Genomic DNA, 15,625 nt, shown 5'->3' on the forward strand with positions numbered 1-15,625 from the left:
GGTCGGCGAACCCGGCACATGGTACGCCAGTACCCCGAAACATGTCACGGCGGTGCCATAGCCTGACTACTCTACGAATCGTTATGACTACTCCTGAATCGGACCTCCCCGCCGGTGCGCCGGGACGCGGAGCGCCGGAAAGCGGGTCCGACCGGGGCGTACGCCCCTGGAAGGGGTGGTGGACGGACCTCGCCGCCGTGGCGAGCTTCGTCCTGCTCGGCTTCTGGGTGACCGCGCGGCTGTGGCTGCGCCCGGCCCACGGCATCCGGGACAACCGTACGGACCAGTCCCAGTTCGAGTGGATGATGGCGCACGGCGCGCGGGTGGTGACCGATTTCGTTTATCCGTTCACGTCGGACCGGATGAACGTGCCGGACAGCGTCAATCTGATGGCAAATACGTCCGTATTATCCGTATCTATCCCAATGACGCCCGTCACGCTGCTGTTCGGCACGCGGGCGTCGTTTCTGCTTTTCCTCACATTGGGCATGATTGCCACGGCGACGGCCTGGTATCTCCTGCTCTCCCGGGTGGTCGTCGGCTCCCGGGGGCCGGCCTGGCTCGGCGCGGCGTTCTGCGCGTACGCCCCGGCGATGGTCTCGCACGCGAACGCGCACCCCAACATCGTCTCGCAGTTCGTCGTGCCCCTGATCATCTGGCGCACGCTGCGGCTCGCCGAGCCCGGGCGCTGGCTGCGCAACGGTCTGCTGCTCGCGCTCGCGATCGTCTGGCAGGCCTTCATCAACCTCGAAGTGCTGCTGATGACCGCGATCGGGCTGGGCGTGGTCGTCGGGGCGCTCGTCCTCGGCCGGCCCGAACTGCGCCGCCGGGCCCGGCCTTTCCTCGCCGGCCTGGGTACGGCCGCCGTGGTGGCGCTCGTCCTGCTGGCGTACCCGCTGTACGTCCAGTTCTTCGGGTCCGGGGCCTACCACGGACTGTCGTGGCTGATCCGCGGCTACTCCACGGACCTCGCCTCGTTCGTGGCGTACTCCCGGGAGTCCCTCGCCGGTGACGCGCGCACGGCGCAGGGGCTGGCGAAGAACCCGACCGAGGAGAACGCCTTCTTCGGGTGGCCGCTGGTCGTGCTCGTCGTCGCCCTGCTCTGGTGGCTGCGCCGGCACGTCGTGGTGCGCGGGCTGGCCGCCCTCACGCTGCTCTTCGGGCTGCTCTCCCTGGGGCGGGAGATCCAGCTCAACGGGAGGGGGACCGGGGTGCCCGGCCCGTGGGCGGCGCTGGAGGGCCTGCCGATCCTGCACTCGGTGGTGCCGACCCGGTGGGCGCTGGCGATCACCCCGATCGTCGGGGTGCTGCTCGCCTACGGGGCGGAGCACGTGCGCGTCCTGGCCGCCCGGCACCCGCGGGCCCGACCGCAGATCCGCTTCGCCGCCGCCACGGTGCTCGCCATGGCGCTGCTGCCGATCCTGCCCACCCCGCTGCCCACCACCCGGCTCGACCCCGTCCCCGCCTTCGTCACCTCGGGCGCCTGGCGGCCGTACGCGGCCGGCGAACGGAGCATCGTGACGCTGCCCCTGCCCGACACCCACTACGCCGACCCGCTGCGCTGGTCGGCGCGGACCGGGCTGGACATGCCCATCGCCCGCGGCTACTTCCTCGGCCCGGACACCCGTCCCGGGCGGGACCGGGTCGCGCTGTTCTCCGCCCCGCCCCGGCCGACCAGCGAGTTCTTCGCCGAGATCCGGCGCACCGGCGCGGTGCCGCCGATCACCCCGCAGGCGCGGGTCGACGCGGTCGGGGACCTGCGGTACTGGCGGGCGGGGGCGGTGGTCCTCGGCCCGCACCGGCACGCCGACGCGCTGCGCCGGGGGATGACCGAGCTGACCGGCATCCGCCCCACGTACACCGGAGGGGTCTGGCTCTGGGACGTCCGTACGCTCACCGATTGAGGCGGGACCGGGAGGTCGGGCGCTACGGGCGGACGCAGCAGCCCTGGCAGATCTTGGGCTTGGGGAGGGTGAAGGCGAGGCAGCAGGTGCGGCGTTGCACGGTCGGCTCGCCCGTCGGGCCGGGGACCAGTTCCACCAGGTCGGCGAGGTCCAGCGCGCCGAGCAGGGTCTCGATCGTCTCGACCGAGGAGCCGGGCAGGCCGTCGGCGGCCCGGAGGATGCCGTGGGCGATGCCGGAGGCCACCGACCCGAGCAGGGTGCGCGCGCCGATCCGGACCTCGGCCTGGATCGCGGCGATCATCGGGGCCAGGTGGGCGTCGAGCAGCGAGGCGCGGAGCACCCGGAGCAGCTCGGCCTCGTCGGCGACGACCCGCACCTCGGGCAGCCCGGAGAGCGCCAGCGGGTCGCCCGGCAGCACCGCGACCGTGGTCGAGCGGCGCAGGCCAAGGGTGAGCAGCGGGCGGTGGTCCTCGAAGTGGATCAGCACGTCGGCCGGGTCGAGCAGCGGCACCCGGCGGGCGGAGGCCCAGCCGAGCACCACGGGCAGCGACGTCCAGTAGCTGTAGGACTTCCAGGCCAGCGCGGCGCAGGCGTGCGGGGTGCCGCCCCAGCGCAGGGTGGCCGAGTGCAGGAACTCCGGCAGCCGGGTGCCGTCGACCAGGGTGCTGGCCCGGCCCCAGCCGAACTCGTCGGCGACCAGCAGGCCGGGCGCGAGGCCGGGAACGTCGTCGGTGCCGAACATGGCCCGCAGGGCGGCGGTGACCGGGGCCAGCGGCGCGGCGGCGACCTGACGCCCAGGCATCACCGCTGTCATCCGACTCATCCCCCGTTCGAAGCGCCCGTCGCCGAGCTAAGGCTAGCCTAACCACAGCTCGCGGGCTAAGGGAAGCCTCACCTACGCCGGATCGGGAGGTGCGGATCACTCCGCCGCGTGCGGCGTACTACCCGGGGGTCGGGGCGGGAAACGCCGGCGCGCAGTATCGATAAACATCGCTTGATGTCAAGGCTCGTGTCGGCAAGGCGGCACTTCCCGTGTGCGCGTGGCCACAGAACGTGAAACTGATACTCCCGGCCACGAGGAAGCTGATGACGACCTCACCGCTCGATCGGGCTGCCGACTCCTTCGCTGCCGAGCTCGCCCGGCACCGTACCGGGCGGGGGCTGTCCAAGAAGCAGCTCGCCACCCTGATGGGGTTCGACCCGTCGTACGTCAGCCACGTCGAGGGGCGGCGGCACCGCCCCACCGAGGACTTCGCGCGCCGCGCCGAGGCCGTGCTGGAGGCCAGCGGCGCGATCTGGCAGCGCTTCAGGGAGTACGACGAGCTGCGCCACGCCCGCGCCGAACGGGCCCTCCGGGAGCCGCCCGTCCCCGGGCAGTGGATGCCGCCCGGCACCGGGCTCATCGTCGAGCGGGAACTCGCCACGCTCACCCACCTCGGCGACGCGTACCGCTGCGTCATCCGGCGGGAGCTGTACAACGCCGGCACCGAGCCGGTCACCCGTTACCTGGTGCGGGTCGCCGTCGACCGCTACCCGAACGACCCGGGGCGGTCCAACCGACACCACCGGGAGCATCCGCTCACCTTCGCCGAGCTGCGGCTGCGGGCCGTCCGGGAGGACGCGGACGAGCAGGAGGCGATGCACTGGCGGGCCAAGCACGACCGGGACGCCTTCAAGGAGATCTGGCTGCTCTTCGAGAACGCCGACCGACGCTTCCCGCTCTACCCCGGCGACCGCGCCACCATCGAGTACGCGTACTGCGTCGGGCACGACAAGTGGGGCCCCTGGTTCCAGCGGGCCGTCCGGCTGCCCACCCGGCAGATGGCCGTACGCCTGGACCTCCCGGCTGCCCTCGACCCGCAGGTCTGGGGCGCGGAGACCTCGCTCTCGGCGGAGGAGGGCCCGCTGCGCACGCCGGTGACCCGCCGCGACGACGCCGACCGGGTGATCTTCGACTGGGCGACCGACGATCCGCCGCTCAACGCGCGCTACCGGTTGCAGTGGCGGTTCCGCGGCCGGCCCGACGCCGAGCCGGAGGAGGCCGGGCGGGTCCGGCCCAGCGACCGGATGCGCGGCATCGGCATCGTGCAGCGCGGCAGCGACCTGCTTCGCCAGCCGGCGCGCCCGTTCGACCTGCCCCGCGAGGAGCAGGCGGCCCGGGACGTGGTCGACCGCCTCTGCGCGGCCCTGGTCCGGCTCGACGAGCTGCACCCGTTCAGCAAGGGCGTGGGCATCGCCGCCCCGCAGCTCGACCTCGACCGGGCCGCGGCGGTGGTCCGACCCCCCGACCGGTCGGCCGAGCCGGTCGTGCTGCTCAACCCCCGGGTGGTCGACACCGCCCCGGACACCGACGAGCAGTACGAGGGCTGCCTCTCCTTCTTCGACCACCGCGGCCTGGTGCCCCGGCCACTGCGGATCGACGTGGAGCACGCCCAGTACGACGGCAGCCGGATCATCACCTCGTTCGAGTTCGGCATGGCCCGGCTCGTCGCGCACGAGATCGACCACCTGGAGGGGCGGCTCTACGTGGACCGGATGGCGCCGGGCGTGCCGCTGGTGCCCGTCGAGGAGTACCGCGAGACCGGCCACCCCTGGCGCTACTGACGCCCGTCCGCGCGTCGTGGCCGGCAGGGTGAGGTCCTCCGCCTCCCGCATTGCGAACGACAACCCGGTGTCCTCCCGCCGCCGTGCCCTCGTGCCGTGGTGGCGTGCCGGTCGGCTCCCCGGGTGCGCGACCACGTCCGCCCGGGTGGGAAGGACGGCCGGGCGGACGTGGTCGAGCGGGGCGGTGCCGGTCCGCCGTCGGGGACCGGGGCGCGTGCCCCAGGGGGCAGGGGCACGCGCCCCGGTTGGGGGGAGGAACGCTTCTAGAGGCCGCCGAAGGTGTCGTAGCGGGTGTTCTCCGGCGGGACGTCGTCCTCGGCGAGGACGCGCAGGGTGGCCCGGACCATCCGGGCGGAACCCGAGACGTAGCAGTCGTGCGCCGTCCACGGCCCGTACCGGCTGGCCACGTCGGAGATGTCGCCCAGCTCGCCGTCGAAGTCCGGGTCCTCGCTGCACGCCGGGGTCACCGACAGCCACGGGTGCGCCGCCACCAACTCCCGGAGCGCGGCCAGGCCGTACAGGTCCGCCTCCGTGCGGGCGCCGTAGAAGACGTGCACCCACCGGGTCCGGTTGTAGCTGGCCAGCTCCTCCACGAGCGCCTTCACCGGGGCGAGCCCGACGCCGCCGGCCACGCAGAGGACGTCCCGCTCGGAGGAGCGGTCCAGCGTCATCGACCCCATCGGCGCCGCCACCCGGAGCAGGTCACCCGGCTTCACCCGGCGGACCAGCGCCCCCGAGACCCAGCCGGCGCCCGTCGGCGTACGGACGTGGAACTCCAGCACGTTGTCGTCGTTCGGGGCGTTCGCGATCGAGTAGGTGCGCCACACCCGGGGCTGGTGACGGGGTACCTCGACGCTCACGTACTGGCCGGCCCTCCAGCGCAGCGGGTGCTGCAACGCCCGGCAGGTGAGCACCGCCGTGTCCGTGCCGTACCGCTCGTGCGTCAGCACCTCCGCGTGCCAGAACGGCGGGTTGTCGTCGGCCGCCGCTCCGGCGAGCATCTTCTCCGAGATCGCCGCGTACGCGTCCCGCCACGCCTGGTCGTACTCCAGGTTCCAGCCGTCGCCGGCGGTGCTGCGCAGCGCGTCCAGCAGCGCGACGCCCATGGTCTCGTAGTGCGCCGCCTCGACGTGGTACTTCCGGTGGTCCCGGCCCAGCGAGCGCAGGTACTCGTCGAAGCTCTCCGGGTCGCCGACCGTCTGGCTGGCGGTGACGATCGCCTCCAGGATCCGGTCGCCCTGCCCGGTCATCTGCACCGGGAAGAGCTTCCGCAGCTCGGGGTCGAGGAGGAAGAGCCGGGCGTAGAAGTGACCACCCAGCCGCTCCCGGTGCTCCTCGACCAGGGTCCAGCTCTCCTTCAGCAGCCGTGCGAAGTCGTCCACGGGCGCGCGCTCCTTCTCCTGACGGCGGATCGGGCGCCCATAGAATGTCCACGGAGCGTGTCGACCGGTCGCACAGAATGTGCGATCGGCTCGTGAGGTTGGTTCGGCGCTGCCGCCGAGCGTCGTCGTCGGGCACAGTGGTGCGGTGACCGTTGAGCTGGACCGCCCGGCGACCCGCCGGATGCTCGGCACCGAGACGCTGCTGGTGCTCGGCCTGTCCCTCGGCCAGTCCGCCGTCTACGCGGCGGTGTCGATCGTCGCGAAGCTGACCGCCGACGGGCCGCTGTCGAAGCAGACCGCCGCGCTCAACACCTCGGTGTCGCCCCGGCCGTGGCTGGACCTCACGTACCAGCTGCTCGGGATCTGCTTCGCGTTGCTGCCGGTGCTGCTCGCCGTACACCTGCTGGCGCGGGACCTCGGCGACCCGGCGCGGGGGCTCGGCCTGGACGCCCGGCGGCCCGGCCAGGACCTGGCGCGGGGCGCCGGGCTGGCCGCGCTGATCGGCCTGCCCGGCCTGGCGCTGTTCTGGGTGGCGGCCCAGCTCGGCGTCAACGCCACGCTGGTGCCGGCCGCGCTGCCCGAACTCTGGTGGACGGTGCCGGTGCTGGTCCTGGCCGCCGTGCAGAACTCGGTGCTGGAGGAGGTGATCGTGGTCGGCTACCTGGTCACCCGGTTGCAGCAGCTCCAGTGGCGGCTCGGCGCGATCATCGCGACGAGCGCCGTGCTGCGCGGCTCGTACCACCTCTACCAGGGCTTCGGCGCCTTCGTGGGCAACGTGGTGATGGGCGTCGTGTTCAGCCTGTTCTACCTGCGCACCCGCCGGGTCATGCCGCTGGTCGTCGCGCACACCCTGCTCGACGTGTTCGCCTTCGTCGGCTATGCCCTGCTGCCGAGGGAGTGGTTCGACTGGCTGTGAGCTTGTCCGCGCCGCCGCCTGCCCGCCGGCTTCCGACCGGCCGTTGTCGGCTCAGCCGGCCGCTGTCCGCCGGCTTTCCTTCCGCCGGTACCCGACCGGCGTCGTCGGCTCAGCCGGCCGCTGTCCGCCGGTAGGCGCTGATCGCGCGGGCGGCGAGCCGCTCGGCCCCCGCTGCGTCGCCGGCCGCTGCCGCGAGCACCGCCGCGCCCGGCAGCAGCCGGGACGCCGCCCGCAGCGCCAGCCAGCCACCGGCCTGGGCGGCGAGCGGCGCGGCCAGTCGCCACGCCGCCTCCGCCGCCCGCGGCCACGGCGCCTCACCGGGCCCGTCCGCCGCCCGGGCCGCCGCCAGCGCCGCCTCCGCGCTCCCGGCATCCGGGTGTACGCGAGTCAGCACCAGCAGCTCCACCGCCCGGTCCGGATGGGCCGGGTCCCGGCCGTACGCCGCGGCCAGGTGCAGCACCAGGTTGGCCTGGGTCCACAGCACCGCCGCCAGCTCGGCCAGCGGCGCGAACAGCCCCGCCAGCGCGGCCGTCGCCCCGCCCGCCCCGGCCTGCCGCACGAACCGCCGGGTCGCGAGCCGGGCCAGCCCGTCGGCACCCGCATCGGGGTACGCGTCGCGCAGCCCCTGCGCCCAGTCACGGGCACGCGGGCCGAGCACCTCGACGGCGGCCAGGGCCAGCAACTCCGGAGCGAACCCGGGATGGCCGAGCACCCGCGAGACGATCCCCCGCAGGGCCGGTTCCGGCGTACGGTCCGACGGGGTGCTCGGCGGCCCGGCCTGGACTGTGGTGCTCGGCACGCCGGCCCTCGCGCTCTCGATGCGCGCAGGTGTGGCCTTCCTCGCGGTCGTCGCCTTCCGAGCAGGTGTGGCCTTCGTCGCGGCGGACGTGTCTGCTGTCGCGGCCGGCGGCAGGTCGACGCCCTCCCGCGGCTGCTCGGCCGGCGGGCTCTTCGTGGCGGCCGTCTTCCTCGCGGGGGTCTTCTTGGCGGGGGTCTTCTTGACGGGGGTCTTCTTGGCCGGGGTGGCGGTGCCCGTGACGGCCTTCCCGGGGGTTGTGGCCCGCGCTGCGGCGACTTCCTCGACCGGGGTCCCGGCGGCGGCCTTCTTCGCGGGGATCTTGCTGGCGCGGGTGGCGCGGCGCGCCCGCTCCGCGGCGGCCGGCGCGGACGACCCCTCTCCCGGCGTGCTCGGTGCCTGTGCCGCCACCGGCCCCGCTGACGTGCCCTCGCCCGGACCGTTCGTCGCCGCCGTCCCGGCAGGGACGTCGGTCGGTGTCCCCTGACGGGCTCCGATGGTCACGGGATCCGCGCCGCTCGTGTGTGGGACGTCACTCTGCCCGACCGTCCCGGCCCGGTCGGCGCGCTCCCGGGGCGCCGGCCCGGCCGAACGATCGGCCTGGCGAGGCAGCGGCGGGTCGTCCGCAGGTGGCTGGAAGAGCACCGCGGGGGCCGGCTTCACCCGCCGGGGGCGCTCCTCGGCATCCTCCGCCCGCCGGGCCGGCGAGGGCGCGGGCGGTGCCGGCTCCGGTGGCGCGGGCGGCGGCGTGAAGGTCGGCTTCGCGGAGCGCCGCCGCGCCCCCTCAGCAGGCTCTCGTCGGGTCGGCTCCCGCGGCGGCTGCTCCTGCATATCGATGGAGCTTAGTCCCGATCAGGCTCGCGCACAGCCGGGATACCCGAGCCCCGGCGGCCCCGCGCGCTCCGGCCCGCCAGTGCGGCCGGTCGTACGGGGGAAGTCGCTTTGCTCCTGATCGCTGCGGGCATGTATCCTCGGGCGCGGTGGTCTGCAGGGGCCACCAGGGAGACTTCGCCTAGTCTGGTCTATGGCGCCGCACTGCTAATGCGGTTGGGGTCTTAAAGCCCCTCCCGGGTTCGAATCCCGGAGTCTCCGCGCGAAAGCCGGTTGTGTAGACTGGCCGAGCACCAAGCGCCCGTAGCTCAATGGATAGAGCATCTGACTACGGATCAGAAGGTTAGGGGTTCGAGTCCCTTCGGGCGCACCTTACGATCAAGGCCGTGACCAGCGAAAATGCAGGTCACGGCCTTGATCGCTTCTGCGGGCCGGGACGGATCTTCCCAAGATTTGGAATCTGGTGCTCCGATGGTGCTCCGTTGTCGCAGTGCTGTTTCGGCGGTGGTCCGTGCCGGCCTAGGCTGACCAAAGCGTTGCGTGTCGGCGGTCTGCCGGGACACGACCACCGCCAAGGCCGACAACATCCGCGCGCCGCCACGGCCGGCCAACTGCCGCACCACCGCACCGACCCGGGAGATCAACCGGCATGTGCGGCGCTGGTAGCGGCTCAGGACCCCGGGCAGTTGTTCGCGGAACGTTCGACGGCAGCCCTGAGTCGGGCACACCAGACTCGGGCACACCAGACGACGTATGCGCACCCGGACCACCACCGGCCGGGCATCGACCGGAACGTCCGCGAGGGTCCGCTGGTGATACCCGTGCACCCGGCCCGTCACTGCCGCGCAGCCCGGACAAGCCACCGGCCTCTCCGGAGTCCGAGCCCGCACCAGGATCCGCTTGCCCTCGTCCGTCACGTCATCGATCACCGGCGGCAACAGCCCCGAGAACGCCATTTCGTAAGATCAATCGATCTCACACACATGGTCTCAACGACATCGACCACCTTCGGTGACCATCGAATGTGAGACAGAGACGAATGTAGGCAGAGTTGAAATCTACGCAGTCCCCGCTACGGGTCGCCGCCGCGTTCACCGAACTCGCCCACGCCATCTGACCAGCGCTGGGCACGGCTTCGGGATACCCACTGATCCGATAAGGCAACAGCGCCGTCAGGGGTCGTACCGGAAGCGTGCCGGCGGACCGCCCTCCAGGCAGGCCCGGAGGGGCGTCTGCGCACACTCGACCCAGTGGTCGCCGCCTGGGGGTACCTGGTAGGTCCGGGGTCCGGGTGCCGCGGTCGTGACAAAGCTCCGGCCCCGATTGGTCACCTCGACCCGCTTCCGTTTCCCAGCGACCACCAGGTCGAGTTCGAGATTCCACTCCACCGTGCCGGTGGTGAACGCGGTCAGGTCGAACACCTCGGTCTCGCCCTTGGCGAGGGTGAACCCGAACAGTGGCCGGCGCCCCTCAATCAGGGTGCGGTAGCGGGCGGCCGGCTGGGCGGCGTCCAGGTCCATCTCGACGTCCCGTGGTTCGGCGGCTCCCTGCTGGCCGCCGCAGCGCAGTTGCACACCGGCCGGTTCCGGAGTCTGGCTGCGCCGGATCACGCGGGCACGCAGGTTGTCGATCAGCACCCCCTGGTCGCTGGCGCCCTGCACGACGAGGCGTACCCGGCTCACCTTGTGATCGACCGCGCCGAGGGCGCGCGCCCAGTCGATCAGCGTCGAACAGCCCACCGGTGGATCATCGGAGGGCCGGGCGTCCTTCGGCAGCACCATGGCGAACTCAGCGGTGCCCCAGGTGTCCACGGTGGCCGGATTTGCCACGACGTGTACCGCGACGACCTGCGGGTCCAGATGGTCAACCCACCTGGGCACATAGATGCTCGCGGTGGCGCCGAGGAGGGCGGCCACTGCGGTACCCAGCACGAACCACCAGGCCCGATGTAACGATCCCAGCACCCGGCGCAGCCGCGGTACCGGCTCAACGCCGCCCGGTTTGTCCCGGCCCCCTGCCGGACGCCCGCCCCGGACTCCCCGCTTCCGCTCCGGACCGCTGGTGCCGCGCCGCCGTTTCGGTTTGCCGGCGCTCACGACCCGGGCCCCTGCCACGAACCCGCCAGCTTGCCGTCCGGGACCGACCACACGTGGCCGTACTCCGGGCCGGCCAGCAGCCAGCCGCCGTCCTCGGTGAAATCCAGCTCGGTGGGGTTCACGGCCGGTTTGGCTCCAGGGGCCACGGCCGGCACCTTCCAGTGTCCAACCTCCTGGGGAGGGCCCGGATCCCAGAGCACCACTTCGTCGTTCAGAGTCAGGAATGCCACGTGCCGAGCCTGCCGGTCCACTGTGCTGGTCAGGGTGCTACCGCAGGCGCAGGGCCGCCACTGGAATGTCTGCTCGTCCGGCACCCAGACCAGGAAGCCTTCTTGACCGGCGATCACCACCCGCTTTCCGCCGTTGACCACGGTCAGCCCTGCTACGTACAAGATGACACCCGGATCACTCGGGACCTCGATGCTCGGCGGAAGCGGTGAGACGATCTCACGGCGAGTGTGCAGATCGTGGAGCCAGTAGCGACTGTTGGCCCGTTCATCGAACAGCTCGACCACCAGATGGCCGCTGTCGGCCGAGAAGCGCAACTTGCCGGTGCGCGGCTGGGGTTCGCCGTCCGGTCGCTTCACCTCCTCGGGCAGGGGCAGCGCCGTGGGGTCCTTCGTGGTGAAGTCGTAGAGGACCACCGAGTCCGGTAGTCCGACCGCGAGGTATCGCCCGTCGGGAGAGAAGTCCATGCTGATCCGGGTGTCTTCGGCGCCGGTGGCGAACCGGTCGAACTCGGCACCGTCGGCGGTAGAGACGATTACCCAGTCGCCGGCCAGCCGGGCCTGATATTTGCCGTCCCGGGTGAGCTGGGCGCCGGCGAGTCTCCGACGGGCCAGGTCGAACTCAGGACCGGGCGGCGCCGCGCTGCTGACCATCGGCTCGACGATCTGATCGTTGCCGTCCAGCCGGGTCGGCTCCGGTTCGGTGGTGCAACCGGCGAGCAGCAGACCGACCAGTCCGGCGAACACGGCCCGCGTTGGCCAGGTTCTCGCCGAGGCCCGGCAAGCCGACGGTGCCGCGCGCGGGCGATGACGCCGGCCCGCTGGCCCGCCGGCCCGCTCGGACAGCCGGAACGGCTGGCGCACGTCGCACACCGCCGCCGATCGCCACCACACCAGTGCGCCTCCAGTGATCCACTATGGTCACTCGTTTTGCTCGGGCATTCTATCCCTTGGCGGCGATTTGCCCGGATGACGGAATACCGACAGTTCGCTGCTCGACAATGTTGATAGTCCAATGCTGCGGCGTCGGCTCAGGGCGCAGGCATGCCTACGGGCAGAACGACCGCCGGCTGCGGCCATCTGCCGGATTTCGTCCTCGCGGCGGGAGCTGGCAGGTCGGGTGCTGCGGCTCATGTGCGCCCAACGGGAGGGGTCGCTGCGGGCACCACGTCCGACACCGGCGCTGAGCCGACAGGAATCTCGTGGGCCAGCACGAGCCCATCCCGGTACCGGGAACGCACGCAGAATCGCGTCATGGCGCCGGTCCGGCCTCAGCGAGGGGTGTCGACGAGGCCGGCGCGGTGCGCGATCACAACCAACTGGGCACGATGCCCGCTATCCCCGTTGGTTCGCGGTTGCCGGGGCGATCGCCGGCGCGCTGGTGCTCACCAATGGCCTGCTGGCCTTCGCCGGGATCGGGTTGGCGCCGGCTGGTGGCACCGACCTGTTTCTCTTCGTGATGGTCCTACCGCTGGAATCCCTCTGGCTCATGGTCCTCGGCCGCCTCATGTGGCGGAACGCCAAACGCCGAACCGCCCAGCCTCCGGTCGAGTAGGGGTGAACGAGCGGGGAGGCGGGCGTGGTGCCGTCCCCGCACGCGTCCAGGATGACCCGGTGCGAACCGGCCCGCCGCCACCATCGTCGTACGCGTCAAGGCAATCCGTCCGGACAGCGGAGCTCCTGGTTTCGGGGTGTCTTGGAGTGACAACCCTCTACCGGAGTTCCGCTGCCTCACACTCCTCGGCGCGCCTCGACAAGCCACAAACCGGCCTGACTGAACGGCGTGGGGATCAGATGCCCGCGTCGAGCGCCAGCGCCGTCGCCTCGCCGCGGGAGCTGACTTCCAACTTCTTCAGCAGACCGGCGACGTGGAACTTCACGGTGCTTTCGGTGATGCCGAGTTCGATGCCGATGGCCTTGTTGCGCTTCCCCTGGGTGACAAGGCGAAGTACCTCGAGTTCCCGCCGGTTCAGGCTGCTCAGCTTGCTCCCGCCGGAACGATCGGGAGCTGGAGCGAGTGGAAGGCTGATGGTGGCGCGGCTGCCCCAGTCGGGCACGGCGTCGAACTCGACGGTGGCGCCCAGCGTACGGGCACGGCCGTCGAGCTCGCGGCGCAAGGCGAGGGTGTCGAGGCGGCCGGGGCCCTGGTCGCGCACATCGACCCGCAGCGACGTGCCGTCGCAGTCCCAGGCGATACGCAACCGGTCGAGTCCCGGCTGGGCGGTGAAGGCCAGCACGACCGTACGGGTCATGGCGTGCGCCGCGCGGGCGATCTCGCCGGGCACCGGGCGTACGTCCTTGGGCGGTGGCACGAAATCCAGCTGCGCGTCGTGGTGGCGCAGCACCTGGCGGATCTCCTTGCGCAGCTTGGCGAACACGGCCGGCGCTGGTTCCTCGGACGAGGCCAGGTCGGACTCCTGAGCGGTGCGCAACGCCACGAGCGCGGCGGACGCCGAGTCGGTGGCGGCGAGACGGGCGCGGCGATCGTCGAGGCCGGTGGAACGCAGCGTCGTGAGAATGGTGACGAGCGCGGTCTCGTGGGCCGCGGCCATCTCCGCGATCGTGCGTGCCCGCTCGGTCGACGCCGCGCGCGATTCAGCGAGGTAGTCCGGACTGGCCTGGGCAACCTGCTGCCGGATCGACGTCGCGACGATACCGAAGACCTCCGCCAGGACCTCGGACTGAGGAATGTGCCCGGCCGCGCTGCGAGCGACGAGGACGAGCAGGGTATCCACCGGATCCCGCACCACCCACACCGCGCGTGCCTCCCCGGCTACCGTCGCCGTCGTGCGGAGCGGACGACCGGGTTCGGTGCGCGCCTTGAGGTCCTCCAGTTCCGCGAGAGTGACCTTGTTGATCGTCTCGATCGCACCGGCCACCTTGCGAGGGCGGCCGGTGCACTCGCGGGTGAAGATGATCAGTGCGGTATGCGGCCAGCGGTCGGCCAGGTACCGGGAGAACCGCCCGGCGATCTCGTGCAGCGGCCCCTCGATCACCTCACGCAGCCCGGCAAGTTCCGTTCCCATCCGAACACCCTAGCCGGAAGACCAGGTTTCTCTCGTCCGTCGGCCAGGTCGCGGACAGGGAAGACGCAGCTAGTGTCGCTGTCGTACGAACCGTCGATCGAAAGAGGAACCATCTCCATGCCACAGCAGGTGCGCGGTGTCATCGCCCGTTCCAAGGGTGCGCCGGTCGAGCTGACGGACATCGTCATCCCCGACCCCGGTCCCGGCGAGGTCGTGGTCGCGGTGGCCGCCTGCGGGGTATGCCACACGGATCTGACCTACCGCGACGGCGGGATCAACGACGAGTTTCCGTTCTTGCTGGGCCACGAGGCCGCAGGCACCGTCGAGAGCGTCGGCGAAGGCGTCGAGTCGGTGCGACCCGGCGACTTCGTCATCCTGAACTGGCGAGCGGTCTGCGGTCAGTGCCGGGCCTGCAAGCGGGGCCGCCCGCAGTACTGTTTCAGCACGTTCAACGCGACGCAGAAGATGACCCTGACCGACGGCACGCAGCTCACCCCCGCCTTGGGCATCGGCGCATTTGCGGACAAGACGCTCGTGCACGCCGGCCAATGCACGAAAGTCGACCCGTCCGTCGACCCGGCCGTCGCGGGCCTGCTCGGCTGCGGGGTCATGGCCGGCGTCGGCGCGGCGATCAACACCGGTGCGGTGGGACGCGGGGATTCCGTGGCCGTCATCGGCTGTGGGGGAGTGGGCGACGCCGCCGTCGCCGGCGCTCGTCTGGCCGGCGCCTCGACGATCATCGCCGTGGACCGCGACGCACGCAAGCTCGAGTGGGCCCGAGACCTCGGAGCCACCCACACCGTCGACGCCTCAGCCACCGACGCCGTCGCCGCGATCGCGGAGCTGACCGGCGGGTTCGGTGCCGACGTCGTGATCGACGCGGTCGGGCGGCCGGAGACCTGGAAGCAGGCGTTCTACGCCCGCGACCTCGCGGGCACCGTCGTGCTCGTCGGCGTGCCCACCCCGGACATGCGCCTGGAGATGCCGCTGCTCGACATCTTCTCCCGCGGCGGCGCGCTGAAGTCCTCCTGGTACGGCGACTGTCTGCCTGAGCGGGACTTCCCCATGCTGATCGACCTGTACCTGCAGGGCAGGCTGCCGCTGGACAAGTTCGTCACCGAACGCATCGCGATCGACGACGTCGAGAAGGCGTTCCACACCATGCACGCAGGCGAGGTGCTGCGTTCGGTCGTGATGCTGTGAGCGGCGCGCTGCGGATCGACCGCGTGGTCACCTCCGGGGTGTTCCAGCTCGACGGTGGCACGTGGGAGGTGGACAACAACGTCTGGCTCGTCGGCGACGACGACGAGGTCGTCATCGTCGATGCCGCTCACGACGCCGAGCCGATCATCGAGGCCGTGGGCTCCCGTGCCGTCGTCGCCGTCGTGTGCACACACGGGCACAACGACCACGTCACCGCCGCGCCGCGTCTCGGCAAGGAGTGCTACGCGCCGGTCCTGCTGCACCCCGGCGACGAGGAGTTGTGGCAGCAGAGCCATCCGGACGAGAAGTTCTGGCCGGCGACCGACGAGCAGCGGATCGCCGTGGCGGGCACGGAACTGCGGGTGATCCACACCCCGGGGCACTCGCCCGGGTCGATCTGCCTGTACCTGCCCGAAGCAGGGGTCCTGTTCACCGGCGACACCCTCTTCTCCGGCGGCCCCGGCGCCACCGGCCGCTCGTTCTCGGACTTCCCGACGATCATCTCCTCGATCCGGGGGCGGCTGCTCACCATGCCCGGTGACACCCGGGTCCACACCGGTCACGGTGACGGCACCACGATCGCCGTCGAAGCCCCGCACCTCGACGAGTGGATCGCCCGCGGTCATTGACCCGGGCACGT

12 protein-coding genes, 2 tRNA genes and 1 pseudogene are annotated in these 15,625 nt (G+C 71.7%); 8 read left to right on the forward strand and 7 right to left on the reverse strand.

The features are described 5' to 3' along the window. The first annotated feature begins 83 nt into the window (after nt 1-83). On the forward strand, nt 84-1,904 hold the full coding sequence (locus ACZ6O2_RS33165; RefSeq protein ID WP_466025728.1) for a DUF6311 domain-containing protein: 1,821 nt from the start codon (nt 84-86) through the stop codon (nt 1,902-1,904). Nucleotides 1,905-1,926: 22 nt separating this feature from the next. Here the strand turns inward: ACZ6O2_RS33165 and ACZ6O2_RS33170 are convergent, their stop codons facing one another. Then, nucleotides 1,927-2,706 (reverse strand): IucA/IucC family C-terminal-domain containing protein, encoded by a 780-nt coding sequence (locus ACZ6O2_RS33170; protein WP_466025737.1) that lies wholly within the window; start codon nt 2,704-2,706, stop codon nt 1,927-1,929. Nucleotides 2,707-2,990: 284 nt separating this feature from the next. Here ACZ6O2_RS33170 and ACZ6O2_RS33175 point away from each other — a divergent pair, with 284 nt between their 5' ends. Then, nucleotides 2,991-4,508 carry a peptide deformylase gene (locus tag ACZ6O2_RS33175; protein WP_466025729.1) on the forward strand — a complete coding sequence of 506 codons (1,518 nt, stop codon included), beginning with the start codon at nt 2,991-2,993 and terminating at the stop codon, nt 4,506-4,508. Nucleotides 4,509-4,771: 263 nt separating this feature from the next. On the opposite strand, the gene ACZ6O2_RS33180 is transcribed toward ACZ6O2_RS33175, so the two are convergent. Further along, on the reverse strand, nt 4,772-5,890 hold the full coding sequence (locus ACZ6O2_RS33180; protein WP_466025730.1) for a globin domain-containing protein: 1,119 nt from the start codon (nt 5,888-5,890) through the stop codon (nt 4,772-4,774). A gap of 145 nt (nt 5,891-6,035) precedes the next feature. Between ACZ6O2_RS33180 and ACZ6O2_RS33185 the strand changes: the two genes are divergently transcribed. Next, a complete protein-coding gene (locus tag ACZ6O2_RS33185) occupies nt 6,036-6,806 on the forward strand; it encodes a CPBP family intramembrane glutamic endopeptidase (RefSeq protein ID WP_466025731.1) in 771 nt (256 codons plus the stop codon). A gap of 109 nt (nt 6,807-6,915) precedes the next feature. Here the strand turns inward: ACZ6O2_RS33185 and ACZ6O2_RS33190 are convergent, their stop codons facing one another. Beyond that, entirely contained in the window at nt 6,916-8,013 is a 1,098-nt protein-coding gene (locus tag ACZ6O2_RS33190) for a hypothetical protein (RefSeq protein ID WP_466025732.1), read from the reverse strand. Nucleotides 8,014-8,603: 590 nt separating this feature from the next. On the opposite strand from ACZ6O2_RS33190, the gene ACZ6O2_RS33195 reads away from it, so the two are divergent. Next, nucleotides 8,604-8,694, forward strand: a tRNA-Ser gene (locus ACZ6O2_RS33195). 36 nt (nt 8,695-8,730) lie between these two features. Next, nucleotides 8,731-8,803, forward strand: a tRNA-Arg gene (locus tag ACZ6O2_RS33200). Nucleotides 8,804-8,978: 175 nt separating this feature from the next. Here ACZ6O2_RS33200 and ACZ6O2_RS33205 read toward each other — a convergent pair. From ACZ6O2_RS33205 to ACZ6O2_RS33215, 3 genes and pseudogenes are all read right to left on the reverse strand, one after another. Next, nucleotides 8,979-9,418 (reverse strand): annotated as a pseudogene (locus ACZ6O2_RS33205) (transposase family protein); the annotation flags it as partial. A 187-nt stretch (nt 9,419-9,605) separates the two neighbouring features. Then, a complete protein-coding gene (locus ACZ6O2_RS33210) occupies nt 9,606-10,364 on the reverse strand; it encodes a hypothetical protein (RefSeq protein ID WP_466025733.1) in 759 nt (252 codons plus the stop codon). Between the two features lie 161 nt (nt 10,365-10,525). Continuing rightward, on the reverse strand, nt 10,526-11,503 hold the full coding sequence (locus ACZ6O2_RS33215; protein ID WP_466025734.1) for a WD40 repeat domain-containing protein: 978 nt from the start codon (nt 11,501-11,503) through the stop codon (nt 10,526-10,528). A gap of 634 nt (nt 11,504-12,137) precedes the next feature. Here ACZ6O2_RS33215 and ACZ6O2_RS33220 point away from each other — a divergent pair. Further along, on the forward strand, nt 12,138-12,311 hold the full coding sequence (locus tag ACZ6O2_RS33220) for a hypothetical protein (RefSeq protein ID WP_466025735.1): 174 nt from the start codon (nt 12,138-12,140) through the stop codon (nt 12,309-12,311). A 235-nt stretch (nt 12,312-12,546) separates the two neighbouring features. Here the strand turns inward: ACZ6O2_RS33220 and ACZ6O2_RS33225 are convergent, their stop codons facing one another. Beyond that, a complete protein-coding gene (locus ACZ6O2_RS33225) occupies nt 12,547-13,782 on the reverse strand; it encodes a helix-turn-helix transcriptional regulator (protein ID WP_350712424.1) in 1,236 nt (411 codons plus the stop codon). Nucleotides 13,783-13,899: 117 nt separating this feature from the next. Here ACZ6O2_RS33225 and ACZ6O2_RS33230 point away from each other — a divergent pair, with 117 nt between their 5' ends. Beyond that, nucleotides 13,900-14,985 carry an S-(hydroxymethyl)mycothiol dehydrogenase gene (locus ACZ6O2_RS33230; RefSeq protein WP_466025738.1) on the forward strand — a complete coding sequence of 362 codons (1,086 nt, stop codon included), beginning with the start codon at nt 13,900-13,902 and terminating at the stop codon, nt 14,983-14,985. Next, nucleotides 14,982-15,614 (forward strand): MBL fold metallo-hydrolase, encoded by a 633-nt coding sequence (locus ACZ6O2_RS33235; protein ID WP_466025736.1) that lies wholly within the window; start codon nt 14,982-14,984, stop codon nt 15,612-15,614. Before ACZ6O2_RS33230 ends, ACZ6O2_RS33235 begins: the two co-directional genes overlap by 4 nt. The last annotated feature ends 11 nt before the right edge of the window (nt 15,615-15,625 follow it).

It is taken from the genome of Micromonospora sp. NPDC048040, from assembly GCF_055587185.1.

Excerpts from the sequence above, each read along its gene's own strand:
- ACZ6O2_RS33165 (WP_466025728.1), top strand. The coding sequence starts at position 84 with ATGACTACTCCTGAATCGGACCTCCCCGCCGGTGCGCCGGGACGCGGA.
- ACZ6O2_RS33170 (WP_466025737.1), bottom strand. The coding sequence starts at position 2,706 with ATGCCTGGGCGTCAGGTCGCCGCCGCGCCGCTGGCCCCGGTCACCGCC.
- ACZ6O2_RS33225 (WP_350712424.1), bottom strand. The coding sequence starts at position 13,782 with ATGGGAACGGAACTTGCCGGGCTGCGTGAGGTGATCGAGGGGCCGCTG.
- ACZ6O2_RS33230 (WP_466025738.1), top strand. The coding sequence starts at position 13,900 with ATGCCACAGCAGGTGCGCGGTGTCATCGCCCGTTCCAAGGGTGCGCCG.
- ACZ6O2_RS33175 (WP_466025729.1), top strand. The coding sequence starts at position 2,991 with ATGACGACCTCACCGCTCGATCGGGCTGCCGACTCCTTCGCTGCCGAG.